This is a genomic window from Shewanella sp. HL-SH2 (assembly GCF_051164935.1).
Classification (GTDB): Bacteria; Pseudomonadota; Gammaproteobacteria; order Enterobacterales; family Shewanellaceae; genus Shewanella; species Shewanella glacialimarina.
Genome location: NZ_CP195035.1, coordinates 3,738,421 through 3,763,757 on the forward strand (window position 1 = coordinate 3,738,421; position 25,337 = coordinate 3,763,757).

23 protein-coding genes and 1 other annotated feature are annotated in these 25,337 nt (G+C 40.0%); of the genes, 10 read left to right on the forward strand and 13 right to left on the reverse strand.

The annotated features are described in order from the left end of the window. Positions 1 to 33: 33 nt before the first annotated feature. Both thrB and thrA read right to left on the reverse strand, forming a co-directional pair. Positions 34 to 984 (reverse strand): homoserine kinase, encoded by a 951-nt coding sequence (thrB, locus tag ACRWP9_RS16245; protein WP_434926864.1) that lies wholly within the window; start codon positions 982 to 984, stop codon positions 34 to 36. Further along, a complete protein-coding gene (thrA, locus tag ACRWP9_RS16250; protein WP_434926865.1) occupies positions 984 to 3,452 on the reverse strand; it encodes a bifunctional aspartate kinase/homoserine dehydrogenase I in 2,469 nt (822 codons plus the stop codon). The genes thrB and thrA overlap by 1 nt, the downstream gene beginning before the upstream one ends. A gap of 710 nt (positions 3,453 to 4,162) precedes the next feature. Here thrA and slyD point away from each other — a divergent pair. Continuing rightward, positions 4,163 to 4,735, forward strand: coding sequence for a peptidylprolyl isomerase (gene slyD, locus ACRWP9_RS16255; protein ID WP_434926866.1), 573 nt, complete (start codon positions 4,163 to 4,165; stop codon positions 4,733 to 4,735). Positions 4,736 to 5,021: 286 nt separating this feature from the next. Further along, on the forward strand, positions 5,022 to 5,405 hold the full coding sequence (locus ACRWP9_RS16260; protein WP_226413982.1) for a hypothetical protein: 384 nt from the start codon (positions 5,022 to 5,024) through the stop codon (positions 5,403 to 5,405). Positions 5,406 to 5,499: 94 nt separating this feature from the next. On the opposite strand, the gene trpR is transcribed toward ACRWP9_RS16260, so the two are convergent. Beyond that, complete coding sequence (gene trpR / locus ACRWP9_RS16265; protein WP_226413980.1) at positions 5,500 to 5,775, reverse strand: trp operon repressor; 276 nt, start codon at positions 5,773 to 5,775, stop codon at positions 5,500 to 5,502. Between the two features lie 195 nt (positions 5,776 to 5,970). Between trpR and ACRWP9_RS16270 the strand changes: the two genes are divergently transcribed. Next, entirely contained in the window at positions 5,971 to 6,420 is a 450-nt protein-coding gene (locus ACRWP9_RS16270) for a c-type cytochrome (RefSeq protein ID WP_226413978.1), read from the forward strand. A gap of 94 nt (positions 6,421 to 6,514) precedes the next feature. Here ACRWP9_RS16270 and ACRWP9_RS16275 read toward each other — a convergent pair whose 3' ends face one another. Next, complete coding sequence (locus ACRWP9_RS16275) at positions 6,515 to 7,180, reverse strand: cytochrome b/b6 domain-containing protein (protein ID WP_434926867.1); 666 nt, start codon at positions 7,178 to 7,180, stop codon at positions 6,515 to 6,517. Between the two features lie 387 nt (positions 7,181 to 7,567). Here ACRWP9_RS16275 and hpf point away from each other — a divergent pair, with 387 nt between their 5' ends. Continuing rightward, positions 7,568 to 7,918 carry a ribosome hibernation-promoting factor, HPF/YfiA family gene (hpf, locus tag ACRWP9_RS16280; RefSeq protein ID WP_434926868.1) on the forward strand — a complete coding sequence of 117 codons (351 nt, stop codon included), beginning with the start codon at positions 7,568 to 7,570 and terminating at the stop codon, positions 7,916 to 7,918. Positions 7,919 to 8,030: 112 nt separating this feature from the next. Further along, positions 8,031 to 8,155 (forward strand) — a sequence feature (Phe leader region). A 48-nt stretch (positions 8,156 to 8,203) separates the two neighbouring features. Next, positions 8,204 to 10,144: a chorismate mutase gene (locus ACRWP9_RS16285; RefSeq protein WP_434926869.1), complete on the forward strand. Its 1,941-nt coding sequence runs from the start codon at positions 8,204 to 8,206 to the stop codon at positions 10,142 to 10,144. Between the two features lie 66 nt (positions 10,145 to 10,210). On the opposite strand, the gene ACRWP9_RS16290 is transcribed toward ACRWP9_RS16285, so the two are convergent. From ACRWP9_RS16290 to ffh, 8 genes are all read right to left on the reverse strand, one after another. Continuing rightward, positions 10,211 to 10,591 (reverse strand): hypothetical protein, encoded by a 381-nt coding sequence (locus ACRWP9_RS16290; RefSeq protein WP_434926870.1) that lies wholly within the window; start codon positions 10,589 to 10,591, stop codon positions 10,211 to 10,213. A 131-nt stretch (positions 10,592 to 10,722) separates the two neighbouring features. After that, positions 10,723 to 11,862, reverse strand: coding sequence for a bifunctional chorismate mutase/prephenate dehydrogenase (gene tyrA / locus ACRWP9_RS16295; RefSeq protein ID WP_434929102.1), 1,140 nt, complete (start codon positions 11,860 to 11,862; stop codon positions 10,723 to 10,725). An 11-nt stretch (positions 11,863 to 11,873) separates the two neighbouring features. Beyond that, positions 11,874 to 12,965: a 3-deoxy-7-phosphoheptulonate synthase gene (locus ACRWP9_RS16300; protein ID WP_434926871.1), complete on the reverse strand. Its 1,092-nt coding sequence runs from the start codon at positions 12,963 to 12,965 to the stop codon at positions 11,874 to 11,876. Between the two features lie 381 nt (positions 12,966 to 13,346). Beyond that, a complete protein-coding gene (rplS, locus tag ACRWP9_RS16305) occupies positions 13,347 to 13,700 on the reverse strand; it encodes a 50S ribosomal protein L19 (protein WP_188955527.1) in 354 nt (117 codons plus the stop codon). Between the two features lie 34 nt (positions 13,701 to 13,734). Then, entirely contained in the window at positions 13,735 to 14,481 is a 747-nt protein-coding gene (gene trmD, locus ACRWP9_RS16310; RefSeq protein ID WP_434926872.1) for a tRNA (guanosine(37)-N1)-methyltransferase TrmD, read from the reverse strand. A gap of 15 nt (positions 14,482 to 14,496) precedes the next feature. Next, the gene (gene rimM / locus ACRWP9_RS16315; RefSeq protein WP_226413964.1) at positions 14,497 to 15,027 is read right to left on the reverse strand and encodes a ribosome maturation factor RimM; all 531 of its coding nucleotides are present in this window, start codon (positions 15,025 to 15,027) and stop codon (positions 14,497 to 14,499) included. Between the two features lie 20 nt (positions 15,028 to 15,047). Beyond that, entirely contained in the window at positions 15,048 to 15,299 is a 252-nt protein-coding gene (rpsP, locus tag ACRWP9_RS16320) for a 30S ribosomal protein S16 (RefSeq protein ID WP_160053063.1), read from the reverse strand. A gap of 191 nt (positions 15,300 to 15,490) precedes the next feature. Further along, positions 15,491 to 16,864, reverse strand: coding sequence for a signal recognition particle protein (gene ffh, locus ACRWP9_RS16325; RefSeq protein WP_226413962.1), 1,374 nt, complete (start codon positions 16,862 to 16,864; stop codon positions 15,491 to 15,493). A gap of 358 nt (positions 16,865 to 17,222) precedes the next feature. Here ffh and ACRWP9_RS16330 point away from each other — a divergent pair, with 358 nt between their 5' ends. The 5 genes from ACRWP9_RS16330 to ACRWP9_RS16350 all read left to right on the forward strand — a co-directional run bounded on the left by ACRWP9_RS16330 (position 17,223) and on the right by ACRWP9_RS16350 (position 23,874). Continuing rightward, positions 17,223 to 18,011: a cytochrome C assembly family protein gene (locus ACRWP9_RS16330; protein ID WP_226413960.1), complete on the forward strand. Its 789-nt coding sequence runs from the start codon at positions 17,223 to 17,225 to the stop codon at positions 18,009 to 18,011. Between the two features lie 217 nt (positions 18,012 to 18,228). Beyond that, the gene (locus tag ACRWP9_RS16335; RefSeq protein WP_434926873.1) at positions 18,229 to 19,536 is read left to right on the forward strand and encodes an HlyC/CorC family transporter; all 1,308 of its coding nucleotides are present in this window, start codon (positions 18,229 to 18,231) and stop codon (positions 19,534 to 19,536) included. Positions 19,537 to 19,805: 269 nt separating this feature from the next. After that, entirely contained in the window at positions 19,806 to 20,342 is a 537-nt protein-coding gene (locus ACRWP9_RS16340; RefSeq protein WP_434929103.1) for a ligand-binding sensor domain-containing protein, read from the forward strand. 98 nt (positions 20,343 to 20,440) lie between these two features. Next, complete coding sequence (locus tag ACRWP9_RS16345; protein ID WP_434926874.1) at positions 20,441 to 23,425, forward strand: ATP-binding protein; 2,985 nt, start codon at positions 20,441 to 20,443, stop codon at positions 23,423 to 23,425. Between the two features lie 86 nt (positions 23,426 to 23,511). Beyond that, entirely contained in the window at positions 23,512 to 23,874 is a 363-nt protein-coding gene (locus ACRWP9_RS16350; RefSeq protein ID WP_434926875.1) for a PilZ domain-containing protein, read from the forward strand. Between the two features lie 36 nt (positions 23,875 to 23,910). On the opposite strand, the gene radA is transcribed toward ACRWP9_RS16350, so the two are convergent. After that, positions 23,911 to 25,275, reverse strand: a complete 1,365-nt coding sequence (gene radA, locus ACRWP9_RS16355; protein WP_434926876.1) for a DNA repair protein RadA — start codon at positions 25,273 to 25,275, stop codon at positions 23,911 to 23,913. Between the last annotated feature and the right edge of the window lie 62 nt (positions 25,276 to 25,337).

Below are 25,337 nucleotides of genomic sequence, written 5' to 3' on the forward strand. Positions count from 1 at the left end.
ACTACCTATTAAATTGAAAATTTTGTTTCGATACTAAACGCGTCGAGTACCTTGTTCATCTAATTGACATACATGGGCAAAACCACCTTGCTCTGTCACATAATGTTGCTCTAGCCAGGTTTTAGCCTGCTGAGCTTTTTCTAATGAGTCGGTGACGCTAAATAATGTTGGTCCGCTGCCTGAAATCCCCGTAGTCAGCATTCCTTGTTGCGCTAGAGCTTCTCTGGCATCAAGGTAGCCAGGAATAGCTGCCGCGCGATAAGGCTCAGCCATTACATCCTTGAGCACTTCAATTGCCATAGCAGCATCTTGTTGATAACTAGCATGTACAAAAGCACTCAGATAACGACCAAAATCAATCGCCACCGCTTTATCATATTGAGCGGGTAACAATGCGCGCATTTTAGCAGTCGATAATGAAATACCAGGATAAGCCACCACCCAATACCATTGCTTAAAACTCGGTATCGCCGCACAAACCTTATCGGCGGTATTAAGCATTAGTTGCATGCCACCTAAGTAACAGGGGGCAACGTTGTCATAATGGACACTACCTGAGATTTGTCCTTCAAACTCGCCCATTAACAATAGCAAAGCTTGTTGATCAAATGGTTGTTCAAAGTATTCATTTAGTGCATAAAGAGCAGCAACTACAGAGCTAGCACTCGAACCTAACCCACTACCAACGGGTAAATTTTTCTCTAAAATGAGTTTAACGCCATCTTGACGTTGTAGTTTATCAAGAAAAAAAACGGCACACTGATAAACGATATTGTCTTTCAAATCCGTTGGTAATTTATGCGCCCAAGGTCCTACCTGAGTAAATTCAACGCCGCTTTCAATACCGCTAATAGTGACTTTATCGCCCAGAAGGCTACCATCAATAGGCGCTAACGCAGCACCTAATAAATCGAAACCTACACCTACATTCCCCATAGATGCTGGTGCATAAACACTCAGTTGAGCTTGATTAATGCTATTCATTACAAACCCACCTCACGTGTCCAGTTAAGGGTTCTAAGTACGTCGGCGAACACACCTGCTGCAGTCACATCAGTACCCGCGCCATAGCCACGTAAAACAAATGGAATGGGTTGGTAGTAGCGACTGTAAAAAGCCAGCGCATTTTCACCACCTTTGACACTATATAAAGGATCGGTCGCATCAACTTCAATAATGCGAACATAACACTTACCTTGATCAATTTGACCAACATAACGCAGCACCTTTCCCTGCGCTTTAGCATTAGACACTCTTGTAGAGACTTGTGCATCAAGACGGGATAAGTTGGCCATAAATGTCTCAACATCACCGCTATCATCAAAATCAGTAGGTAATACAGATTCAATGTTAATATCGCTAAGCTCTAACGGCAAGCCAACTTCACGGGCTAAAATAAGCACCTTACGAGCAACATCCATTCCACTTAAATCATCGCGAGGATCAGGTTCTGTGAAACATTTATCACGGGCAATTGATGTGGCTTGCGATAAACTCATTCCCTCATCGAGCATCCCGAAAATATACGATAACGAACCTGATAAAATACCATTAAATTTATGCAGTTTATCACCCGCGCATAACAACTTTTTCAGGTTATCAATAACGGGTAAACCTGCACCAACCGTGGTTTCATATAAAAATTGACGACGTTGCTCTAAACTCACTTTGCGTAATGCTTGATAAAATGCATAATCACGGGTATTGGCTTTTTTGTTTGGCGTGACCACGTGAAATCCAGCATTCATTACATCTAAATAACGGTCTGAAACCGCTTCACTTGAGGTACAATCGACTAAGACTGGGTTGAGTAATTGTTGCGCTTGCCCCCATAGTAATAAATTATTTAAATCATAGGGTTGAGCATTATCAGTCATTAAGCATTGCCAGTTAGATAATTCAATTCCATTACTGTCCAGTAGCATTTGACGTGAGTTAGCAATACCGCATACTCGAATGCTGATGTGCTGCTCTTTTAGCATGTCATTTTGTTGTTTTATTTGTTCAAGCAATCCTGCGCCCACATTACCAGCACCGACTAAGAACACATCAACGTATTGCTGCACATCAAAGAAAGCCTGATGGCAAGCACTGATAGCGTGTTTGGTTTTACTTTGCTGGATAACGGTTGAAATAGAGCGCTCTGACGACCCCTGAGCGATTGCTATAATATTAACGCTCGCCTTAGCTAACGCGCTGAAGAACTTAGCCGCCACTCCTTTATGCGTTTTCATGCCATCACCAATTAAGGACACGATAGCTAAACCTTGGCGCAACTCAATAGGCTCAAGTAATTCGGATTTTATTTCTAATTCAAATTCTTGTTCTAGAGCCCATTTCGCTTTCGCTGCGTCACGGGTTCCAACACAAAAACTGATACTGTATTCAGATGAGCTTTGGGTGATCAATGATACCGAAATACCACTGCGCGAAATGGCTGCTAACGTACGACTGGCCATCCCAACCATCCCCTTCATACCTGGCCCAGATACGTTAAACATAGTCTGATCATCAAGATTAGAAATGGCTTTAACTTGTAAACCAGTTTGATCTTCATCGTTCGATACCAATGTACCTGGGGCTGATGGATTAAAGCTGTTTTTGATATAGCAAGGAATATGATACTGCGCAATTGGGGCGATAGTTTTAGGGTGCAATACTTTCGCACCAAAATACGATAGCTCCATCGCCTCTTGATAACTCAACTGAGACAATAACTTAGCATCTGTCACCGCACGAGGATCTGTGTTATAAACACCATCCACATCGGTCCAAATTTCACAGCTAGATGCATCTAAACAAGCGGCTAACACGGCAGCAGAATAATCAGAACCATTACGGCCTAAGGTCACAATTTTTCCATGAGCATCTGCGGCGGTAAAACCTGGCATAACCCATACTCTGTATTCACTTAACGGTAATACTGCAAACCGAGGTTTACTGACATTAATATCAACTACAGACTCTAAAGGCTGTCCATGGGCAAGAAACAATGCAACTGGGTCCAACTGAGCGGCAGTAATGTTTTTAGCCAACATCACTTGCTCCATTAACGCTGCGGATAAACGCTCCCCAGAAACAACAATAGCAGCCCTGACTGAATCCGGGCACTCACCTAACAAGGATATTCCCTCTAACTTAGACTTCCATTGCTGCATTTGCATATTAAGTTTCTGTTTAAGCAATTCCTGTTGAGCTACAGACAACAAGGTTTCACCCGCTTGGGTATATAAATTATTAAAAACATGATCGATATGATCCACAACCGCTTGGTAAGATTTTCCCTCCACCGCTATATCAACCATTTCCAACAATGCATTCGTAATTGTTGCAGGGGCAGAAAGGACCGTTGCTACTGGTTCAGCCTCAGAGGACTCAGCTATTATATCTGCCGCCATTAAAAAACGAGGCCAATTTGCTAACGACGTACCACCAAACTTCATCACTTTCATACCGTTTTCTCCTGCCAATATCATGACATCAATGCAAAATTTTATAATAAAAAAGCCCGCTTCTTTTGTGGGAAGCGGGCTTGTTACTGAATTCTATTTAGGATGAATCAGCCCGCCCCCACTATATTGATAGTGGTGGTTGTAATGATTGTAATGGTTGCTATTACAACGGACTTGTAGGCTGACATATCGCTCACTTATTCGGGTTTCATCAGTGTTACCAAACGCATACGCTTTCCATTGCAGGTAACTCTTATTCACTAATGCTTACAGAATTGCTTTTTTAGCACTATATTGTCAACCCCAGTTGCCAATAAATTTGCATATTAATTAGCATTTAAGTTGATTTATTTAAGATTTCATATTTCATAAACTGAAACATCAATTGCATTCGCAATAAAACAATTAAAATACTGTATTTACGCTAACGTCAACGTTATTAGTATCACAATTAAATTATTATATTTTTCAATTATTAAAGATAAAGCGCACCCATTACGCTCCCCCAAATAGTAGTACAGCAAGAATGAGCAAGCTGATAATGTTCTTGATGCTTAATTAATGAGTAAATTTCTATAGCATTCGATTAATCGGATAAAAACAATAACGAGTTAACTAAATCAATAGGAATTGTTCAAAATACGACACAAATCATCGCAGCCCCAAAAAAATAAAGGTATTATGCGCCCATATCAGCAATTGGAGTCATTATGAAAATTTCAAAACATGCCGCGGTTACCATTCATTACCGTCTAAGCGATGCACAAGGTCAATTATTGGAAAGCTCTTTTGATGCAGAGCCAATGATTTATATTCAGGGTACCGAAAATCTTATACCTGGCCTAGAAGCTGAATTAGAAGGTAAAGTTGTTGGTGATAAATTTGAAGCAAACATACCAGCCGAACAAGCTTATGGTGTATACCACGAAGGTTTGAAGCAAGAAGTGCCTTTAGCTGCATTTGGTGATATTGAAGATATCGTTCCGGGTATGCGCTTTATTGCAGAAACAGAAATGGGTCAGCGCCCTGTTCAAGTAACAGAAATAAAAGACGATAGTGTCATTGTTGACGGTAATCATCCCCTAGCAGGCCAAGCATTAACATTTAATGTTGAAGTTATTGCTGTGAGAGAAACAACTGCGGAAGAAATCGCCCACGGACACATTCATGCCCATGGTGGCAGTTGTGGCGGTGGACATGAACATAATCATGAGCACGATCATGAACCTTGTGACACCCAAAAACCGGGTTGTGATGGCAATGGCGGATGTGGTTGTAATTAATAATAAATGTAGACTATTTTACTAAGCTATTAGGTTATTTCACCTAATTAAAACCAGTAGAAAGTTTGAATAAATGCAAGTCGCTGATTAAAATATAGTCAGCGACTTTTTTTATACGCTATACTTTATCCTGTGTGGTATCAATTGATACGCCATTTAATAGTGTCACGCTTGCCCTTTCCACCTTGTTTATGATTGAGGACAATTTAATAAACATGCGTTAGCAGCGTGGTATATCTCAGTATAAAAATAATAATAATAATTAATGATTAGCGACGGAGTGCTCATGTTAATTAAGCCACTTTATGAGTTATTACCTTACACATATATTGCTATCGGCGGGGTAAGTATTTTGATTCTACAACAAGAATATGCAATTGCAGCCGCTGTTGTAGTGTTTTTGTTTGGCGCCAGAATTTATAACTTACGCTCACAAAACCGTCGAACCGACACTAAACGCAGACGTAAAGAAGGTTTATGGCCAGACTGGTTGTATGGGTATATGCCATTCCTTTATATTTTATCGGCAGCTTTGCTTTATCGTTTTATCCCTAAAGATTCTAGCGCTCTGTTTGCTATTTGCTTGGTAACCTTTGGGACTTACCTACTTTTAAGGCGCTCTAGTTATAGACGCCATAAAATTCCAGTGTTTAGAACCCATGGCCGTTAATCAATCTTAACTAGAGATAATAAAGGCTTAACAAAAAATAAAAAACCGCTTAATCACATCAAGCGGTTTTTATTGTAATGGGTGTCCTATCAATCTACAAAATCAACTTTTGAACTTGCTCACGCTGCTCATTAGACATGTTTTTAAGGTAATTAGAACAGCGTGTAATCGTTGCAATGCTGACTTGATACTCAGCTGCGATTTGCCTTTGACTTAACTTACCTTCCAGTAAGGTTTGAAACACCTTTAATCGGCCAGCAACTGCGCTGCGCTCTTCCTCTGTCAGCAATAACCGAAATAACACCGCTAATTCATCATGATTCGAATGAGTCAAAATTTTATCGACCACTAAACTCCAATTCGCTCTCATAGGTACTCTCTTTAATAAAGTCCCCCTGATAATAACAAGGAAACAGCCGAAAGCAAAAGCTGCACAAACTATATAGCGATATCCAAAAGTGAAGTTATGTAAACTCGCCTCACATTCAGAAACAATCTAAAGGTGATTTCATAAAATAAATGTGTAAAATAAAGCCGATACTCCCTGATAATAATAGAGAATACAATGAAAAAAATTTTACTCGCAATGACGGCAACTGCACTACTTATCCCAAGCGTTTATGCTAATAACTTTAAAGATACTGATCATGCCATTAAATATCGCCAATCAGCATTCGGTTTAATTGCCTATAACTTTGGCGATATGGGTGCGATGTTAAAAGGTAAAAAAGAATTTGATGCCACGGTATTTGCAGCTCGTGCAACCAATGTTGCAGCACTATCAAAAATCCCTCATGAAGGCTTTATCGCAGGTTCAGACAAAGGTAATACCGACGCGTTAGCTAAAATTTGGACTGACAAAGCCGATTTTGATAGCAAAATGACTGAATTCCAAGAAAATGCCACTAAATTGGCTGTCATTGCGCAAGGTACGGATTTAGGGCAGATCAAAAAAGCATTTGGTGATACAGGTCAAAGCTGTAAAGGCTGTCACGACGTTTATAAAAAAGATTAATATCGCAAACATTCTGCTCTAGTATGATAAAAAGCCCATATCGCTAATATCGAATGGGCTTTAATTTTTAGCAGGCATACCGATTAGCAATCGACTACATATACTTGACGACATCTGCTAACAAGCTAAACCACACCCCTGTAAATAAAACAGCAAACACAATTAACGCAAGCCAGATGGGTACCATTTTAGGTTGTTTCAACTCACCTTGAACGTGCTTATAACCTGTTATCATTGCCGTAATTAGGTTTTCACCTTTAATGAGATAAACCATTACAGCCAAAACATGCATTGCAGCAAAACCGAGAATAAGATTGAAGTTTTGTTTATGCACCCATGTTAATGTGCTCGCTGTGGCAGATGATACATAACTATAAAAGGGCCCTTCAGTAAAAATATCATCAGTAGCGAATAATCCTGTTACGAGTTGTATTATTAATAGGCTCAGTAGTAATACCACCATATAGCCGCCTAGCGGATTATGCCCTAACGATTGGGTTTTCTGTTTATCTTTGGCGTATTGAACAACCGTTTTAGGGGGGCGAATAAAATGGGTGAATTTAGCAGTATCACTACCAATAATGCCCCAAATAAGCCTAAAAGCTAATAGCGTTAGTAGCAAGTAGGCAAATATCTGATGCAGACTCATCTCTCCCGCATCAGCACTCCACCACAACGCTCCGAGTAATATCACCATACTCCAATGAAACGCTCTTACTGAAAAGTCCCACACTTTAATTTGCTTAAATTGAGATTGCATTTAATCACTCGACTTTAATAAATGTTGTAATAATTCGCCATAGGCGAAAACATCACTCATTATAAAATTATTTATTCAATTAAGGGGAGTTGAAAACGTAAAGAAGTGTAAGAAATAAAAAGGCGACTCAGGTCAATAAACATTATCCTTAAAAACACAGGTTAACACACTGTTAAACCGCATAACACACTGTTGTTATTCATTCAAATATGCGCCTAAGTTGACTAGCTTTTCAAGTTAAATTACCGCTATTTTTAACGAAAATACCTATACGCTCAAATTAATATCACCTAACAAAACCCCTGTTCAATTATGTGACGCGGATCACGTTTTATTAGCCTTAAGTTGGTAATCTGAAGTTAAGCAATACAACAGAAGGTTCAAAATATGCTGAAAATCACTAGCAAGCAACTTGAAGTCACTGCCCCTATTCTTGAACGTATTGAAGGACAATTTGAAAAGCTCACAAGACACGATGTTCATCTTATTAACCCACATGTCATTATTACTCAGGAAAAGCAGCTCTTTAAAATTGAAGCATCTATAGGCTTGCCAAGTGGAGAATTATTTGCCCAGGCGAAAAACGACAACCTTTACGCAGCAATTACTGCAATGGGTAAAAAGCTGGAAAAACAGCTAAATCGCCTGACCCATAAACCCCAAGCTCAACGTCATACTACACTTGAACGTGCAGAAGATGATTTTGAGTACATCTACAAGGAGGATACCGCCGCTTGATACTCATACCAAAAACACATAGCGCATCCTCGGGTGCGCTTTTTTATGCAGGTTTAAGCCAAAGTGAACAATTTTACATTGACACTCACCTAGCGAAGTTTTAGTTTTAACCTATGAACAAAATATTGTGTCGCGTTTTTATTTTCTTTTTTATGCAACCCACATAGGGAGGCGGTTTTTCTGTATTAAAAAGAAAATGAAAATACCAAAGCCTCCCAAATGGGGGGCTTTTTAGTTTTCACTATCGAAATAAGCAATCGAATTGAACAATATTAAGAGGTTAGTATGAATAAGCCACAAGGGTTAGATCTAACGCGAGAACAGATTACATCGTTAGATAATGAGCTACTGACCTTGCTCTCTAAACGTCGTGAACTCAGTCTTGAAGTCGCCCGCAGTAAGGAAGTTGATGTTAGACCTATTCGCGATACCCAAAGGGAAAAAGCATTATTAGAACGACTTGTTCAACTTGGACGAGACAAAGGGCTTGATGCACATTTTGTGATATCTCTTTATCAAAGCATCATTGAGGACTCTGTGCTTAACCAGCAAGCTTTTTTACACGGCAGAGCCAATCCTGACACACAGAAACAACACTATACAGTGGCCTTTTTAGGAGCCAGAGGTTCATATTCATATCTTGCCGCCACTCGTTACTGTGATAGAAGGCAGGTGACAATGATCGACTTTGGCTGTCAAAGTTTTGATGACATTGTCAACGCAGTTGAATCAGGCCATGCTGATTACGGATTCTTACCGATTGAAAATACCTCTTCAGGATCAATTAATGAGGTGTATGACGTTTTGCAACATACCAGCCTATCGATTGTGGGCGAAACCACAATAGAAGTCGGACATTGCTTATTAGCAAAACGAGGTACTGATACTGCCAATATTAAAACCGTCTATGCGCACCCACAACCCATTAGTCAATGCAGCCGCTACCTGAGCTTACATCCAGAATTTAAACTTGAGTATTGTGCTAGCAGTGCTGAGGCAATGTCTAAAGTGATTGAAGCTGATAATCAAAGTGTTGCCGCTATTGGTAGCGCTGAAGGGGGTGCTCTATATCAGCTAAGCGCTATTGAAGATGGGTTAGCGAACCAAAAAATAAATCAAAGCCGTTTTATTGTTGTTGCGCGTAAACCAGTTGATGTACCAGCACAATTACCTGCTAAAACAACGTTAATTATGGCTACAGGCCAAAAACCTGGCGCGCTGGTTGAAGCACTACTGGTGTTAAAAGCCCATAGTTTGAATATGTCTAAACTTGAGTCGCGTCCCATTCCTGGTACACCTTGGGAAGAAATGTTCTATATCGACATTGATGGCAATCTTGCCAACCATGATGTGCAGCAAGCCATTAAGGAATTAGAGCGATTAACCCGTTTTATTAAAGTATTAGGTTGCTACCCTTGTGAGTCTGTCAAGCCAACACAATTGTCGCAAGCACAATTACTGATTGAACCGAACAGCTCAAGGGCTGTCGAGTCACCAAATCAGTTTACTACATCACCCACAACTAAATATAGTCGCGAATATAAGTCACAGGACAGTGAAGTCCAATGCAAACAATTGCAAGTAGGTAATAATCAATTTGGCGCATTTCAATTAGTTGATGCACCTAAAACTGATACAGAGCTAGCGAGTCTTGCAAAACAAACTAAAGAAGCGGGCTTTCAAGCTATTATTCTTAACCCATCTTTGGGCGTAACTAGCGAAAGCCAACTAAAGAAACATCTTCAGGTCATTGAGCAAGCGGGATTAGTAAGCGTATTATTTATCGAACAAGAAAACGATATCAGCAGTGCCCACTTAGCCGATATGGTTATGTTAAGTGGTCAAAATATGTTTAATCAAGGCTTGCTCGGTCAATTAGGCAGCTTAAATAGGCCTGTCATTATTGAACGTAATAACATGGCCAGTACTGAAGATTGGCTTGCTGCTGCACAAATAGTATTAGCGCAAGGAAATCAACAGGTCATCCTGTGTGATTCTGGGGTCAGAAGCTTTGCAAAGCCAGATCAAATCAGTCTCGACTTATCATCATTAGTCAGCATAAAACAAATGTGCCATCTACCTATCATTTGCAATGTAGCTAATGAGAAGAGCAATAACCGATATCCACAGGCCAAAGCCGCCAAGCAACTTAACGCTGATGGTATTGTATTAGCAGCGCCTTGTACCGATGCCGATAGCAACCTGCTTCGTGAGCTTTATTTGTAGTCTTTATCCACAAAAATGCCGGTATTAACCGGCATTTTTTATTCCTTCTGAATAATACTATAAAACCTAAACCATTAAGCCTTCATTCAAACTCACCCAGCCTTTAAATATACGGTAACTAAACCACGTTATCCCCATAAGATAGAGCGACACACTTAGCCAAACAGGACTTAATAAATAGCCCGCTATAAAAAAGGGACATAGTCCAATAATACTGAGTCGTTGCCAACGCAAATGCGATGCAAGTAATGAATTAGGCTTAATGTTTTTCTGAATAAGATTAAGCCAAAAGCTCATTAACACAGGAATAAAAAAAAGCGGAAAAGCACTCATCATTGCATAGAGAAAATGGCCTACGGTATTATCTTGCGATGTTGATGTTGATGTTGATGTTGATGTTGATGTTGATGTTGATGTTGATGTTGACAGCGTATCGAATGAAGTCATGGGCACATCTCCAAAATAGAATAGGTAAAGGGCAATTTAATTGCTCTGTCATCGATAATATACGCTGACTACTAGAATATAAATGTAAGCCCTATACTGTATTTACGCAAACAACAAAAAATGAAAAATGATTAACCTGTCTTCATATCATTCACTGACTGCAGCATTGCACGGCTTTCATGTTGAAACTGTGGAGCAAAGTCACCAAACCATTTAGCGACGCGTTTAAATTCTTCTACAAACGCATTACGGTCACCTGACTTTAATAATGCTAACGCGTCTCGATAGTTATCCAAATAATCACTTATCACGTCTTGGCTGCCTTGCTGTGCAAATATAATATCGGCATAAAGCTCGGGATCTTGAGCAAACAATCGACCTACCATCGCCAGCTCTAATCGATAAATTGGCGAACTAAATTGCAGTAATGTATCTATATCAGCCTGCTCCTCACATAGATTCACACCATACACAAAACTAGAAAAGTGACGCATAGCTTGTACAAGTTGCATCGCTTTGTCGTGTTTAACCGGTTCAGCTTCAACAACTCTTGCGCCCCAAATAGCAATTTGTTCAAGTAACCATTGATAAGATTTAGGCTGACGCCCATGGCACACCACCACAACTTGTTTAGCTAAACTGCCGACATCTGGACCAAACATAGGGTGTAAACCTACCACAGGCCCTGTGTGCGCCTCTAGCATCGCCAAAACAGGCTGTTCTTTAATCGAAGTTAAATCAGCTAAAATGCATGTGTCAGGTAAATGAGTCAGGTGTTCTCGAATAACATCACAGGTGACTTTAATTGGCACAGTAACCAGCACCATTCCGGCACCATCAAATAGTGCTTCGGCGCGGTGCCAATCATTCTTGTCCAAGCTTTTCACTTGATAACCAGATAGTGTAAGCATTTGAGTAAATAACTGACCTAACTGGCCATCACCACCAACGACAACCACATGGCCTAAGTCTGTTTTTACCTGTTTAAAGCCAACATCTTTTTCATTCAGATAAGACTCACGCATTAAGCGACGTAAAATATCTTCGATCAATTGTGGCGATACATTCATCTTTTGCGCTTCGTCACGACGTTTAGCTAACATGGAAGCTTCACGTTGTGGGGCATAAATGGGCACACCAGCGGCGTGCTTGACTGCACCAACTTGGGCGACTAAATCTAAACGTTTACGCAATAAATGTAGAAGTTGTTGATCAACGCCATCGATTAAATCGCGAAGTTTTTCTAAATCAGCTGTGGTTTTTTCGTTCATCATACTTTTCATTAACCATTAACAACTTGCAGCACATTAAAGCGAGTTGGCAGTACGGCAGATAATTGGTTAGCGCCTTGTCGTAAAATTGTTTCAGTTGTTGCCCAATCAATACAGGCATCGGTGACAGATACACCATAGTCAAGTTCATTTAATGGCTTATTGGTACTTTGATTACCTGCATTTAAATGGCTTTCAAGCATAACACCAATGATAGATTTATTGCCCGAGACAATTTGATTAAATACATCTTCGCACACTTGTTTTTGACGATTGTGATCTTTAGATGAATTACCATGACTGCAGTCAACCACTAAACGTGCATTCAACTTAGCATTATGAATTTGTATTTCACACTCAGCCACACTTTTAGCATCATAATTAGGTGCAATACCGCCACGAAGAATGATATGACCGTCAGGATTACCGGCAGTTTGCAATAAGCTGACCTGGCCTTCTTGATTAATACCCATGAAACGGTGGCTGCTGGCTGCAGATTTAAGGGCATTAATAGCAACATCTAGCTTGCCTTCCGTGCCATTTTTAAAACCTACAGGCATAGATAACCCCGATGCCATTTCTCTGTGGGTTTGAGATTCAGTGGTGCGGGCGCCAATAGCAGACCAGGTGACTAATTCAGAAATATACTGAGGACTAATAGGATCCAGCGCTTCAGTTGCCACGGGCAATTCTAATTCAGCTAACCAAATCATCAATTCACGAGCCATACGGAGTCCTTTTTCTACATCAAAAGACTCATCCATATTCGGATCGTTAATCAGCCCTTTCCAGCCTACTGTGGTACGAGGTTTTTCAAAGTACACGCGCATTAAAATATAAAAATCATCACTGAGTTCATCGTGTAATTTTTTCAACTTAAGCGCATATTCTTTAGCTGCATCAATATCATGTATTGAACAAGGCCCTGTCACAACCAATACCCGACTATCACGTTTATGCACAATGTCTGCTACCGTTTTACGCGCATCCAAAATATAACGATATGCATGTGCTGATAAGGGTAACTCTTGTTTCAGTTGTGACGGCGTTGACAGTATTTGCTCAGAACTAATATGAATATTGTTGATGGTATCTTGCTGCATGATATCGGCTCACTGTAATAAGGTAAAAAGCAATCTAGTCACACTTTTTAGTGATAACTAAAACCACTGTATTTTTGTAATGATACACCATTACAAAATAGAACTAACTATGCCTGCGCATTTTTATGAGATCAAGACTTATTTAACTCAAATGTGTAATTACTGCCATATCAATGTTCATGAGGATCATATGGCTATCTATTGTTAAATGACTAATGTGAAACTCAGATAATGAGTCAGGCTCGATAAGTAAAGCTAAGGGCTAAATAAAAGTCTGCTTACATGACTCAAAAATGATGGGGACGAATGCTAAAAACAAAAAACCGCCTTTCGGCGGTTAGTTGTGCGAACACTGCATCTTTTAAACTAAATTGATAACTATTACTTAGTTGCCAATTTTTCACGGATACGTGCAGATTTACCTGAACGCTCACGTAAGTAGTAAAGTTTAGCACGACGAACACGGCCGCGACGCTTAACTTCGATGCTAGCAATTAATGGGCTGTGCGTTTGGAAAGCACGCTCAACACCTTCACCATTAGAGATTTTACGTACTGTGAATGCAGAGTGCAAACCACGGTTACGCTTAGCGATAACGATACCTTCAAAAGCCTGAAGACGCTCTTTATCACCTTCTTTTACGCGTACTTGAACTACTACTGTATCACCAGCACCAAAATCAGGTACGTCTGTTTTCATTTGCTCATCGTTGAGCATTTTAATGATGTTGTTCATAACTTACTCCATTCTAGAATAACTGAAACAATGACTATACGGACGTGTCCGTTTCATTTACAAACTGCGCTAATAAGGCTGTTTGTTCGTCAGTCAGAGCTAGATTTTCAAATATTTCTGGTCGTCGTAGAAAAGTTCTTCCGATACTTTGCTGCAACCGCCAGAGTCTGATTTTTTCGTGGTCACCGCTTAACAACACTGCCGGTACGTCCATGCCATCTAAGTTTTCAGGGCGAGTATAATGAGGACAATCCAGTAATCCGTCAGAGAAAGAATCTTGCTCTGCTGAAGCTTGCTTACCCAGTACACCAGGTACTAGGCGAGCCACTGAATCGATTAAAGTCATTGCAGGTATTTCGCCGCCCGAAAGCACGTAATCCCCGATTGACCATTCTTCATCTACTTCAGTTTGAATAATGCGCTCATCGATACCTTCGTAGCGACCACACACTAAAATCAAACTGTCTGATTTAGCTAACTCAGTAACGCCTTGCTGATCCAGCTTGCGCCCCTGAGGAGATAGATAAATCACTTTCGCTCTGTCACCCGCTGCAGCTTTAGCAGCATGAATGGCATCTCGTAAAGGTTGCACCATCATTAACATTCCAGGCCCACCACCGTATGGGCGATCATCAACCGTGTTATGTCTGTCATGGGTGAAATCACGAGGATTCCACGTGTGCACCTTAAGCAGGCCGTTTTTTACGGCTCGACCCGTCACCCCAAAGTCTGTAACAGCACGAAACATCTCTGGAAACAGGGTTATTACCCCTAACCACATATGTTGTACCTCGACTTAGAAGTCAGGATCCCAATCCACTATTATCTGTTTGCCTTGCAAATCCACTTTTAAAATGAATTGTTCAGGGACAAAGGGGATCATACGTTCCACTTTGCCAAAAGCATCTTTGGCATTAGCTTTAACAAGTAACACGTCGTTAGATCCTGTTTCCACGATCTGGTCAACAATGCCCATGTTGTAGCCGTTATTATTAGTCACTTCACATCCGATAAGATCACGGTGATAAAATTCATCATCACTGAGTTCTTTCATTTGCTCAGGCATAATCGCAATTTCACAATTTGTGAGCATTTGCGCCTGTTCCCGTGATACAACCCCTTCAAGTTCAGCGATAACCGCCTTACCTTGTGAGCGCCACTGGCTGACTTTAACTTCACGCCATTTCCCCTGGTCATATATAAGCCAAGGAGAATAATCAAAAATGCCTTCAACAGAATTGGTATAGGCAGTGATTTTTAGCCAACCTTTAATGCCATGACAAGCGCCTATTTTACCCAGCACAATCGGCTGTTGGTTACTACTCATCTATCTATACCTAAACGCAATTAAGCAGCTGCTTTACGTGCGTCTTTAATTAACTTAGCAACACGCTCAGATGTTGCCGCGCCAGTAGCAACCCAATGCTCAACACGATCTAAATCTAAACGTAAAGTTTCTTCTTGACCACGAGCTAGTGGGTTGAAAAAGCCTACACGTTCGATGAAACGACCGTCACGAGCATTGCGGCTATCAGCAACAACGATATTGTAAAATGGACGCTTTTTTGCGCCGCCACGAGCTAAACGAATGGTAACCATGCGTTTTATTCCTCTAATGATTTGCTAGAAGCAAAAATAAAAACTGGAACCCGTGTTCGCGAAGGTCCCAGTAAGAAAGCCGGAAGATTTTACCCTACTTTGAAACTAATGCAACCCAAAGCGCCGTTTTTTACAGCGAAAAGGGTTATAGCGCCAAGCAAAGTATCACTTCCGAAGATTAAATTGATTAACTAACGACCGGGCATCTTCATACCAGGCGGTAACATACCGCTCATACCACGCATCATTTTCTTCATGCCGCCTTTAGCTGACATTTTTTTCATCATTTTTTGCATTTGAGTAAATTGCTTTAATAAGCGATTTACGTCTTGAATTTGTGTCCCTGAACCTAGCGCGATACGACGTTTGCGTGAACCTTTGATTACATCAGGGTTTTTGCGCTCTTTGGCTGTCATGGAGTTAATAATCGCTTCCATTTGACCAGTCATTTTACCGTCTTGAACTTGCGCTAATGCTTCTGGAGGTAACTTACCGACACCAGGCAGTTTTTCTATCATGTTCATCATGCCGCCCATGTTTTTCATTTGCTGCAGCTGTTCACGAAAGTCTTCTAAATCAAAACTACCACCAGCCTTCACTTTAGAAGCCAGTTTCATCGCTTTGTCTTTGTCGACACCGCGTTCAACTTCTTCAATCAGTGAAAGAACATCACCCATGCCTAGAATGCGCGATGCGATACGGTCAGGATGGAAAGGCTCAAGCGCGTCAGTTTTTTCACCAACACCTAAAAACTTAATCGGTTTGCCAGTTATGCTGCGAATTGATAACGCAGCACCACCGCGAGCATCACCATCAACCTTAGTTAAAATCACCCCTGTTAATGGCATTGCTTCATTAAAGGCTTTAGCCGTATTTGCCGCATCTTGACCTGTCATTGCATCAACAACAAATAAGGTCTCTACAGGCTTAATAACCGCATGAAGCTCTTTAATTTCGTCCATCATGGCTTCGTCAACATGCAAACGACCTGCTGTATCGACAATAACAACATCAATGAACTTTAGTTTGGCATAAGCTATTGCAGCTTTTGCTATATCTAACGGCTTTTGACTGACATCAGATGGGAAAAATGCAACCTCCACCTCTGCCGCTAAGGTTTCAAGCTGTTTAATTGCCGCTGGGCGATAAACATCGGCACTGACGACTAACACGGATTTTTTATGACGAGTGCGTAAAAACTTACCTAACTTGGCTACAGAGGTGGTTTTACCCGCCCCTTGAAGACCCGCCATCATAATGACAGCCGGAGGTTGAGCAGCTAGGTCAAGCTCTTCATTAGCTTCCCCCATAGCGCGTTCAAGTTCGCTTTGCACAATCTTAATAAAAGCTTGGCCTGGACTTAAACTTTTAGAGACTTCTTGTCCGACAGCGCGATCTTTTACACTGCTAACAAAGTCTCTTACTACTGGCAATGCAACATCAGCCTCGAGCAAAGCCATGCGGACTTCACGTAAGGTGTCTTTAATGTTGTCTTCCGTTAATCGACCGCGACCACTTATATTTTTTAGTGTTCGTGATAGTCTGTCAGATAGATTCTCAAACATTTAACCGCTCTTAATACGCTTATCGATAATGCGCACTATTATACTCAAAAATTTTTAAGATGCGCGCTTGTGTGACAAATTATTCATTTTTAACTCAAACGATTAGCCTTACGCCTTATTTATAAGAGGATCAAACTCATGATTAATCATGCTACTCAAGTGTCTTATTACCCATAACAGATGCAATAAGGTAAATTATTTGCAGCTAACGGTCAGAAACTGTTAAATTTTGCGTAATAGGTCACTGCCCTTATTGGGTGACTTCATGTTAATCTTACCCAATAGTGTTCATGTGCGTTTTGAGACTAGATATTATATCCAGTCAGCATGTCCATATAACTTGATAGGTTTAAATCAGATGGTTATTTTTTCTGCTTCGGCTATGTTTTTTTATTGTATTGCATTGATTCTCGCCACTAGCCGGCTATTTCATGCTGATGGTCCCAATCGCAAACTTATTATGATGATATCCGCTTTGGGTGTGATTATGCATGGTTTTGCGTTATCGAATTCAATTTTTACACTTGATGGGCAAAACTTTAGTTTAACCAATGTCATTTCAATGGTGAACTGGATCATCGCATTCACCTTTACCGTTACCTTACCGCGGCTAAAAGTGATTGTAGTGTTACCGGTAATTTATGCCTGCTCAATAATCTCAGTAGCTTTGCTATGGCTATTACCACCCCAATTTATTATTCATTTTGAATTGCATCCAGAAATTCTTGCTCATGTCGTGTTGTCGCTAATGGCTTACAGCGCATTAATGATTGCTGCACTTTATGCGCTACAACTATGGATTATTCAAAATAAGCTTAAAAATAAAAAAATGATAATGAGCACAGCTATGCCACCGCTCATGACCGTAGAGCGTCAGCTATATCATCTTGTTGTGATTGGCTTTATTTTATTAAGCTTGTCGCTAGTGACTGGGTTTGTGTTTTTAGAAGATATGTTTGTTGATGGTAAAGGCCACAAAGCTATCCTGTCTATGGCTGCCTGGGCTGTATATGGCACTATGTTGTGGCAACACTACACAATAGGCTGTCGTATCCGCACTGCTGTGGTTTACAGTTTATCTGGTGCAGGACTACTTTCATTAGGCTATTTTGGTGCCCGTATTGTTAAAGAATTGATTATTAATTAATTCCCACTTCGGTTATGACTATGAAAGTCGTCATAACCGTTAAAAAGCGGGTACTTTCAACGAAATGAAGTTGTTCACTCTGCATGATGTCTTTTACTTTACTAATATTATAAGCCTCTATAACTTGACTCTTTTCGTCAGTGGTTAATAATGCTGGTTAAATATATCTATTCTGGTCGTCAATAACGGCCTACATACCATAACGGAGCCCCCTTCCTTGGACGCTATATCTACCAGCGCACTGTTAATTTTCCTTGTAGTATTGATTTTGATTTCTGCATACTTTTCTGGTTCAGAAACCGCCATGATGACGCTTAACCGTTATCGTTTACGGCATTTGGCTGGCAGTGGTAACAAACCAGCACAGCGAGCGCTAAAGCTACTTGATAGGCCAGACCGATTAATTGGGCTTATTCTTATCGGCAATAACTTAGTAAATATCCTCGCATCTTCAATTGCAACCATTATCGGTATGCGCGTACTTAGCCAATATAATATTGATGAAGCTGCCAGCATTGCTATCACTACCGGCGTATTGACTGTCGTTATTTTGATTTTTGCAGAAGTCACCCCCAAGACCTATGCTGCATTACACCCAGAAAGAATCGCCTTTCCATCAAGCATTATTCTGAAATGGCTACTGATTATTATGCTGCCGTTAGTAAAAGGGCTTAACATTATTACTACCGGTTTCCTGCGTTTATTGGGTATTAAAACAGTCAAAACCAATGATGCATTAAGCCAAGAAGAATTACGTACCGTTGTTCACGAAGCTGGTGCGCTCATCCCCCAGCGTCACCAAGAAATGTTATTGTCGATATTAGATTTAGAAAAAGTCACCGTAGAAGACATTATGATTGCGCGTTCCGATATTTACGCTATCAATATGAATGATGATTTTAAGCTCATTAATAAGCTTGTTATCCAAAGCCCACATACTCGTGTATTAGTATATCGAGACACAATTGATGATTCGGTTGGGTTTATCCATTTACGTGATGCTCTTCGTCTACAATCAAAAGAGCAATTTAGTAAGTCATCATTATTACGTGCGGTAAAAGAGCTGTACTTTATTCCTGAAGGCACACCGCTAAACGTGCAGTTAGCAAATTTTCAACAAAATAAAGAACGCATAGGGCTGGTTGTTGATGAGTATGGTGACATCCAAGGGCTTGTTACGCTTGAAGATATTTTAGAAGAGATAGTCGGCGACTTCACCACATCAATGATGACGACACCAAGCGAAGATATTAACATCCAACAGGATGGAAGCTTTTTAATAGATGCAACTATTAACATTCGTGATTTAAATAAAGAGATGAAATGGGATTTTCCTATCGATGGCCCCAAAACACTCAATGGGTTAATTGTCGAGTATCTTGAGGATATCCCTGCAGCTAAAACTAGTTTGCGCTTAGCTGATTATCATATAGAAGTTATCGAAGTATCGGATAACATGATTAAATCCGTGCGGATTATGCCAAACTCACCCATCGTAGACCCTGATGAGAGTATTATTGGTTAACAGTAATTGGTTAGCTTCAATTAGTTAGCAGCAATGAATTAACTTCAAATTAGTTAACAAATAAAAAGGAACCTTCGGGTTCCTTTTTTTGTCAACGCCAGTACTTAACTCGCATTTTATTAATTTAGTTCTACACTTAAATTTAACACTTAAGATAATTATTAAAGTAAAAAAGTGTAAGGATCAACTGTGTGAGAAAAAAACGCCTACTAAGCTACTATACTTTTTTGAGTATATTCTTTTTTGCTCCTCATCTTACTCAGGCTGTGGTGCTATTTGACACAATTGGAGCCGAGCATGGCTTATCCATGAACACTGTTAATGATGTCATTACGGATCAAGATGGTTATTTATGGATAGCGACACAGGCTGGTTTGAATCGTTACAATGGTAAAGAAATAAAGATTTACTTAAAAGAAGATCAATATGGCCCATCAGGCAATCATATTAGTCATTTGTATTACAGTAAAAAAGGAGAGCTTTGGCTGTCCACCGTCAATGATGGTTTAAATAGATTCAAACCAAAAACCAAACGTTTTGAGCATTACAACGCGCCTAAATTTGGATTACCCTCTAGCGGAATTAACGACCTAAGTGAAGATAGTGAAGGTAATATTTGGATTGCTACTAATAACGGAATTTATATTTTTTCTGCTACACAAAATGTGGTTATTGAACACTTAAATATCGGCGACAAAGGTTTATTAGATGACAATATTCACGGCCTATTTTTAGATAAATCATCGCGTTTATGGGTTTATCATAATCAAGGCCTACAACTTTACTTACCTGAACAAAAAAATTAACCACGATATCTCAACAATCTAAGCAAACAAAATATATTACTCGTATTGCAAATGGAGACGATAATAACATTTGGCTAGCAACCAGTAATAGTGAATTATTGCATCTAGATTTATCCCAAGGGTTAACATCGCCTACCACCACTTTGCACCAGTTATTTTTTCCCGATACCATTCAGCAAAACAATATCAATGACTTAGCTTTAGATATCGATGGTAAACTTTGGATTGGCTTTCAACAAGCTGGTGTAGCTTGGTATCAGCCAGACACACATCAATTTGAACATTTTTCTCATTCAGCAAGCAATACTCGTAGTGTCAGTAGTGATTTAATTACCAGGCTGTGGATAGACGACGAACACCAACTATGGATTGGCACAAGAGGGGCTGGTTTAAGTAAAACAGATCTAAATAGCCAAGCTTTCAATACTATCAATCAATATGCATTCTTTGAAAACAATATCTCTGATAACGATATTAGAACTATTTATCGAGATAAACAAAACGTCCTTTGGATTGGAACTGCCCAAGGGTTATTCATTGCAGCTGAAGATACTCAAAGAAACATTACTGGCTTCTCACTTTTTACCCACCCACAATTTGATAGTAAAAGCTTTATTAGTTTTATAACACAAGATGATAAACAACAGCTTTGGATTGGTACGCGCGGCAATGGTTTATATATCATGGATATTAAAACCAAGGAAATTAAGCAATATGTAGCTCAGCCAGATAACCCTCTGGCAATAGCAAGTAACCATCTCTATAGCATTTTATTCGATGACACTAAGCAAGCTTGGGTTACGACAAAAGATGCAGGGCTAAGTTTATTTATACCCACTATATATGGTTTTAAATCCTGGTCTCATGATCCCAATTTACCGGACAGCCTTGCGAGTAATGAGATAAGTAAGATTTTACCTGCTCAGCAAGGCGGGTACTGGATATTGACTTATGGTGCAGGGTTAATTCATATGTCTGTAGAGGGAAAATTTACGCAATATGCGCCAAACACTGTCGAGCAATTTCCTAGCAAACATTTATTTAATGCGTATTGGATAAAGGATAGGTTGTGGATCTCTTCCAGTGATGGGGTTTTCTCTTTTATACCTGAAACAAAGGCGGTGCAACTATTTAATAAGCAAAATGGTTTAATCGACAATATCGCTTACCTTATGGTTAAAGATAAGTCGGATCAACTCTGGGTCGGTACATCTGAAGGGCTTAGCGTTCTTAATAGCAAAGATCATACAATACGTAATTATACTGATGTGGACGGGCTTCAGAATAATGAGTTTAATTTCGGTGCAGGCTTTATTGATGATAATAATCGTGTTTATTTAGGTGGCATAAATGGGTTTAACATCATTACCCCCTCTGATTTACCCGTCACACCAGAACCTAAAACGCCCATTATCGACGAGTTTTACTTATTAAATAAATTGCAGCGTCTACAAGATGACACACGGTTTAATCAATCGCTGGATGTCAGTTATGCCGATAATATTCAGTTGAGTTATCTAGACACATTATTTTCATTTCGTTTTCACAGTAATAATTTACATCAAGCCCAACAGATTAAATATGAATATAGGATGCTAGGACTACATCAGCAATGGTTTGATGATTTAAACAGTCATGTTGCCCATTTTTCTGGCTTATCACCGGGTAAGTACCAATTTCAAGTCAGAGCTAAAAATCACAATAATCAGTTTAGCCAGATAAGAACCTTGGAGATTCATATTATGCCCCCACCCTGGCAAACATGGTGGGCATATTTACTTTATTGCTTGTTTTTTATTGTCATCATCGGATTTTTTAGCTGGTTACAAACTCGCAAATATCGCATTAAAGTCTTTATGATGGAGCAAGTTGCTAAAAGCGAGCAGCGATTACAGCTCGCATTATGGGGCAGTGGTGATGAGTTTTGGGACTGGGACATTCGCAATAAAACCGCTACTCGCACTAATACTTTTTTACAATATCCTGAACACGAAATCAGTTTAATGGACACCCTACAACAGTGCGTTCACCCTGATGACTTACCCCATGTAATTAATATTATGACCTCTTGCTTAAACTTAGAGGAAAATAAATTTGAACTGGCTTATAGAGCAAAAACACCTGATGACAAATGGCTTTGGGTACTTAATAGAGGTCAAGTGATAGAGAGAAATAATCAAGGCAAACCAAACAGAATAACGGGTACAATAAAGAATATTCAGTCGTTAAAAGAAACTGAAGAAGCACTAAAGCTGCTCAACATTGAGCTTGAAGATAGAGTAAAGTCTCGCACTGAAGAGCTTAAACTCACTCAAAATGAGCTCATTGATAAGGAAAAAATGGCCACGTTAGGTGGACTCGTCGCAAGTATTACTCACGAAATGAATACTCCAATCGGTATTAATGTGACAGCGACATCGCACCTTTCGGACAGGGTCGAGGAGTTCAATAAAAAATATCAATCTGGCGATGTTTCACACGAAGATTTTGAACTATATCAATCTGAAGTTGCTGATTGTGCAAAACTGATGCTATCTAATTTAAATAGAGCAACTAAATTAATACAAAGTTTCAAAAAAGTTGCGGTGGATCAATCTCATGAAGAAGTAAGAGACTTTAATCTGAAACAATATTTAGATGAAATATTTGTGTCACTGCACCCATTATTATCCCGTACTAAACACCAATATGATTACCAGTGCCCTGAAGATATTTCATTACACAGTCAGCCGGGCGTACTGTATCAAATTATCAGCAACTTATTAAATAATTCGATAATTCATGCTTACCCTGATAATAAAATCGGCCAACTGACTTTAACCGTAACGCGAGAACCTAACGGGCTTAAAATTATTTATAAAGATGATGGATGCGGTATGTCAGATGAAATTAAGCAGAAGATTTTTACCCCCTTTTTCACCACTAAACGTGGCCAGGGTGGAAGCGGCCTGGGAATGAACATTCTATATAACTTAGTTAATCAGGTTTTAAAAGGCAAAGTCACCTTGAGCACGGCTCCAGAACAAGGCGCTATATTTACAATTGAATTACCCGAAGAAATAATGACGAAACAAATAAATTGAATCTGGGTGTTTTATGTGTGCTTATATCGTATGCTAATCTATAGCAATCAATACAACACTAATCCTATAAATTAAAGGACAGACTAATGGACGAGAGACGCAAATTTTCGAGAATTCTATTTGATGCTAATGCTTATCTTGCTCAGGCTGAGTCTACCTGGCGTACAACGATTCTAGATTTAAGCCTTAATGGTGCTTTGGTCGAAATCCCTGACACATTCAGCGGTACAAAAAATAGTGATATAACATTAGAGTTTGTATTACCTGATTCAGATATTCAGTTAGTCATGAACACAAAAATTGTACATAAAACTAGCAAGCATTTAGGCTTACGCTGTTTACATATCGATGTTGAAAGTATTAGTCACTTGCGCCGTATTATTGAACTTAATTTAGGTGATGCTGAGCTGCTTAATCGAGAGCTGGAAATGCTGATCCAACCCGAATAATAAATAACCGTTAAATTTAACGCTGAAAACGCACAACTAAAGTGCGTTTAAAGCTTCAGTTAATTTGCTTACCCCTATAACCTCCATTCCCGCAGGTGGTTTTTTTGGCATGTTAGCTTTAGGTACTATTGCACGTTTAAAACCATGTTTAGCTGCTTCAATTAAACGTTCTTGGCCATTAGGCACAGGTCTAATTTCCCCTGATAAGCCAACTTCACCAAAAACAACTAAATCAGTTGGTAAAACCTGACCGCGAAAACTCGATACCATCGCCAATAATAACGTTAAATCGGCACTGGTTTCAGTTACTTTCACACCACCTACAACGTTCACAAACACATCTTGATCAGACATCTGCAACCCACCATGGCGGTGCATCACCGCCAGTAGCATGGCTAAACGATTGGCATCCATCCCCACCGCGACTCGACGAGGGTTAGACATGGCTGAACTGTCGACCAGAACCTGCAACTCCACCAGCAATGGACGCGTACCTTCCCATACCACCATAACTAATGATCCCGATGATGCTTCATCGCCACGGGATAAAAATATTGCGGAGGGATTGGCCACTTCTTTTAAGCCACGTTCCGTCATCGCAAAAACACCCAACTCATTAATTGCGCCGAATCGATTTTTATGTGAACGTAAAGTACGGTAACGACTATCACTATCACCTTCAAACATCACCGAGCAGTCAATACAATGTTCTAATACCTTCGGGCCAGCTAAACTGCCATCTTTGGTGACATGGCCAACCATAATGACCGCTATACCATGCTGTTTTGCAAATCGGGTCAAATATGAAGCTGACTCTCGAACCTGAGACACACTACCAGGTGAAGATTGAATATCGCTCATATGCATCACTTGAATAGAATCAATCACAATCACTTTAGGCTTTATTTGTATCGCAACATCACAAATAGCTTCAACACTGGTTTCAGACAGCATACGTAGATTTTGAGTCGGTAACCCTAGACGATGGGCGCGCATAGCCACTTGTTGTAAAGACTCTTCCCCCGTGACGTACAAGGCGGGCATAATTTGCGCTAATTGACACAAGGTTTGCAGTAACAGCGTACTTTTACCAGCGCCAGGATGGCCACCAATGAGTATCGCGCTACCAGGAACAATACCGCCACCAAGAACCCGATCTAACTCACCAAACGTACTGGCAATACGAGGTAACTCATTTAAATCTATTTGATCGAGCGTTTGTACTTCTTTACTGGTGGAACCGGCATAACCACTAAACTGATGAGTTCGCGTAGCACTGCTTGCGCCCAAACGAACCTCTGTGATCGTGTTCCATTCCTGACAGGCATTACACTGCCCTTGCCAACGCGGAAAATCTTGACCACATTCATTGCACACATATGCTGTTTTATTCTTTGCCATAATGCCCGGTTAGTAAATTAAAAAGTTGAGGAAGACCTCTTTTCAGTCCAAGATATATCAAA

What these genes read in the sequence shown, in the direction of transcription:
- thrA (WP_434926865.1), bottom strand. Translation starts at nt 3,452, where the DNA reads ATGAAAGTGATGAAGTTTGGTGGTACGTCGTTAGCAAATTGGCCTCGT.
- hpf (WP_434926868.1), top strand. Translation starts at nt 7,568, where the DNA reads ATGCTGAAAATCACTAGCAAGCAACTTGAAGTCACTGCCCCTATTCTT.
- ACRWP9_RS16300 (WP_434926871.1), bottom strand. Translation starts at nt 12,965, where the DNA reads ATGCAGCAAGATACCATCAACAATATTCATATTAGTTCTGAGCAAATA.
- thrB (WP_434926864.1), bottom strand. Translation starts at nt 984, where the DNA reads ATGAATAGCATTAATCAAGCTCAACTGAGTGTTTATGCACCAGCATCT.
- ACRWP9_RS16275 (WP_434926867.1), bottom strand. Translation starts at nt 7,180, where the DNA reads ATGCAATCTCAATTTAAGCAAATTAAAGTGTGGGACTTTTCAGTAAGA.
- ACRWP9_RS16285 (WP_434926869.1), top strand. Translation starts at nt 8,204, where the DNA reads ATGAATAAGCCACAAGGGTTAGATCTAACGCGAGAACAGATTACATCG.
- rimM (WP_226413964.1), bottom strand. Translation starts at nt 15,027, where the DNA reads ATGAGTAGTAACCAACAGCCGATTGTGCTGGGTAAAATAGGCGCTTGT.
- ACRWP9_RS16260 (WP_226413982.1), top strand. Translation starts at nt 5,022, where the DNA reads ATGTTAATTAAGCCACTTTATGAGTTATTACCTTACACATATATTGCT.
- ACRWP9_RS16350 (WP_434926875.1), top strand. Translation starts at nt 23,512, where the DNA reads ATGGACGAGAGACGCAAATTTTCGAGAATTCTATTTGATGCTAATGCT.
- rpsP (WP_160053063.1), bottom strand. Translation starts at nt 15,299, where the DNA reads ATGGTTACCATTCGTTTAGCTCGTGGCGGCGCAAAAAAGCGTCCATTT.
- ACRWP9_RS16290 (WP_434926870.1), bottom strand. Translation starts at nt 10,591, where the DNA reads ATGACTTCATTCGATACGCTGTCAACATCAACATCAACATCAACATCA.
- trmD (WP_434926872.1), bottom strand. Translation starts at nt 14,481, where the DNA reads ATGTGGTTAGGGGTAATAACCCTGTTTCCAGAGATGTTTCGTGCTGTT.
- ACRWP9_RS16270 (WP_226413978.1), top strand. Translation starts at nt 5,971, where the DNA reads ATGAAAAAAATTTTACTCGCAATGACGGCAACTGCACTACTTATCCCA.
- tyrA (WP_434929102.1), bottom strand. Translation starts at nt 11,862, where the DNA reads ATGAACGAAAAAACCACAGCTGATTTAGAAAAACTTCGCGATTTAATC.
- ffh (WP_226413962.1), bottom strand. Translation starts at nt 16,864, where the DNA reads ATGTTTGAGAATCTATCTGACAGACTATCACGAACACTAAAAAATATA.
- slyD (WP_434926866.1), top strand. Translation starts at nt 4,163, where the DNA reads ATGAAAATTTCAAAACATGCCGCGGTTACCATTCATTACCGTCTAAGC.
- ACRWP9_RS16330 (WP_226413960.1), top strand. Translation starts at nt 17,223, where the DNA reads ATGGTTATTTTTTCTGCTTCGGCTATGTTTTTTTATTGTATTGCATTG.
- radA (WP_434926876.1), bottom strand. Translation starts at nt 25,275, where the DNA reads ATGGCAAAGAATAAAACAGCATATGTGTGCAATGAATGTGGTCAAGAT.
- trpR (WP_226413980.1), bottom strand. Translation starts at nt 5,775, where the DNA reads ATGAGAGCGAATTGGAGTTTAGTGGTCGATAAAATTTTGACTCATTCG.
- rplS (WP_188955527.1), bottom strand. Translation starts at nt 13,700, where the DNA reads ATGAACAACATCATTAAAATGCTCAACGATGAGCAAATGAAAACAGAC.